The 2,229-nt window shown below is 70.3% G+C and carries 1 protein-coding gene; it reads right to left on the bottom strand.

All coding sequences use genetic code 11. The features are described 5' to 3' along the window. Window positions 1-129: 129 nt before the first annotated feature. The coding region (locus ACT84W_RS07770; protein WP_444328789.1) for an excinuclease ABC subunit UvrA at window positions 130-2,229 on the bottom strand (2,100 nt) is incomplete at its 5' end.

Below are 2,229 nucleotides of genomic sequence, written 5' to 3'. Positions count from 1 at the left end.
CGGCGACGCTCGTGGCGATCGGCGTCGTGGTCACGGCGCTCGACGCGGCGCTTCTGCTCGGATGACGAAAAGGGACAGTCCCTTCTCGTCATTTTTCTCATGATGACGAAAAGGGACTGTCCCTTTTCGTCATAAGTAGCGGCCGGTAAGGCTGATGGGGTCCGCCGCGACCTGCGTGGGCGTTCCGCACGAGACGATGCGCCCGCCCGCCTCGCCGCCGTCGGGGCCCATGTCGATGACGTAGTCGGCGTTGGCGATGAAGTCCGTGTCGTGCTCGATGACCACGACGGTCGCGCCCTGCTCGACCAGGCGCTGGAACACGCGGAGAAGCACGGCGACGTCGCGCGGGTGCAGGCCGATGGTGGGCTCGTCGAAGACGAAGACGGCGTCGGCCTGCCCGCGGCCCATCTCGCTCGCGAGCTTGAGGCGCTGAGCCTCGCCGCCCGAGAGCGCGGGCGTCGCCTCCCCCAGCGTGAGGTAGCCCAGGCCCAGGTCGTGCAGGGTCTGCAGCTTTGCGTGCGCGCGCTTGATGTCAGCCACATGGGGCAGCGCCTCGTCGACCGAGAGGGAAAGAAGCTCGGGCAGGCTGAGGCCTGCGGGGCTTTCGGAGCCGTTAAGGCTTTCGGGGCCGGCGCCGCCCTTGCCTGAGCCGCTCCGCCCGCCGCCCTTCTCGGCGCGGCGGATCCCCACGGCCCGCGCCCCATAGCGGCTACCGCGGCAATCCGGGCAGGCGATGTCCACATCGGGGAGGAACTGGACGTCGAGCGATATCTGACCCGTTCCGTCGCAGGTCGGGCAGCGCAGGCTCCCCGTGTTGTACGAGAAATCGCCCGCCTTCAGGCCCGCCGCCTTCGCCGCGTCGGTGCGCGCGTAGGCGCGCCGCAGGTCGTCGAGGGCGCCGCAATAGGTCGCCACGGTCGAGCGCACGTTGACGCCGATGGGCGTGGCATCGATGAGGTTCACCCGTCGGATCCCGTCCGCCTCGAGCGCACGCACATGCTCGGGCAGAGCCTCGCCGGCGGCCGCGGCGCGAAGGGCCGGGACCAGCGTCTCCAGCACAAGGGTCGTCTTGCCGGAGCCCGAGACGCCCGTCACTGCCACGAGGCGCCCTCGCGGCACGTCCACCGAGAAGGGCCTCACGGTATGCAACCCGCTCGATTCGAGGTGGATACGCCCCAGGTCAAACATGTCATCGTCGCTCGCCTGCGGGCGCGCGGAGACGCGCGCGCCGCCTGCGAGGTAAGGCCCGATGAGCGAGGCGGGGTCCGCCGCGACCTCGGCCACGCTCCCCTGCGCGACCACGCGCCCGCCGCCGGCGCCCGCATCGGGGCCCATCTCGACGATGTGGTCGGCCGCGCGGAGCACCTTGGTGTCGTGGTCGACCATGACCACGGAGTTGCCGTCGGCCACGAGGTCGCGCATGACGCCCAGGAGACCCTCGATGTTCGCGGGGTGCAGGCCGATCGAGGGCTCGTCCATCACGTAGAGGACTCCCGTGGTACGGTTCCTCACCGAGCGCGCGAGCTGGACGCGCTGGCGCTCGCCGGTAGAGAGCGTTGAGCCCGCCCGGTCGAGCGAGAGGTACCCCAGCCCCAAGTCGAGGAGCCGACGTGCCGTCTCCATGAACGAGTCGCAGATAGAGGTCGCCATCGGGCGCATCGCCTCGGGCAAGCTGCCGGGCACGCCCGCGACCCACGCCACCGCCTCGTCGAGCGTCATGGCCGTGGCCTCGGCCAGGTTGATGCCGCGCACGAGCGGGCCTCGCGCCGCGGCGGAGAGCCTCGTCCCGCCGCAGTCGGGGCAGGGCGACTCCACGAGGTACTTCTCGACGCGCTTCAGGCCCTTCTCGTCCTTGGCCTTGGAAAGCGCGTTCTCCACCGTGCGCACCGCGTTGTAGTAGGTGAAGTCGAGCTCGGCGAAGTCGTCCCCTTTCTTTGAACGGTAGAGGATGTGGCGCTTCTCGGCGGGGCCGTCGAAGACGATGTCGCGCTCCTCGGGAGTGAGGTCGCGGAAGGGCACGTCCGTGCGCACGCCCATGGCGCCACAGACCTGCTTCATGAGGTCCCACATGAGGCTGCCCCAGACCACCACGGCGCCCTCGTCGATCGTCTTGTCCTCGTCGGGCACGAGCGCCGCGCGGTTAACGGCGCGCACGATGCCCGTGCCGCTGCAGGCGGGGCAGGCCCCGCCGCTGTTGAAGGCGAGGTCCTCCGCGCCGGGGCCAAAGAA

It is taken from the genome of Paratractidigestivibacter sp., assembly GCF_052362415.1.
Classification (GTDB): Bacteria; Actinomycetota; Coriobacteriia; order Coriobacteriales; family Atopobiaceae; genus Paratractidigestivibacter.
Note: the sequence above shows the minus strand (reverse complement) of the source record. Positions and strands in the feature narration are given on the sequence as shown.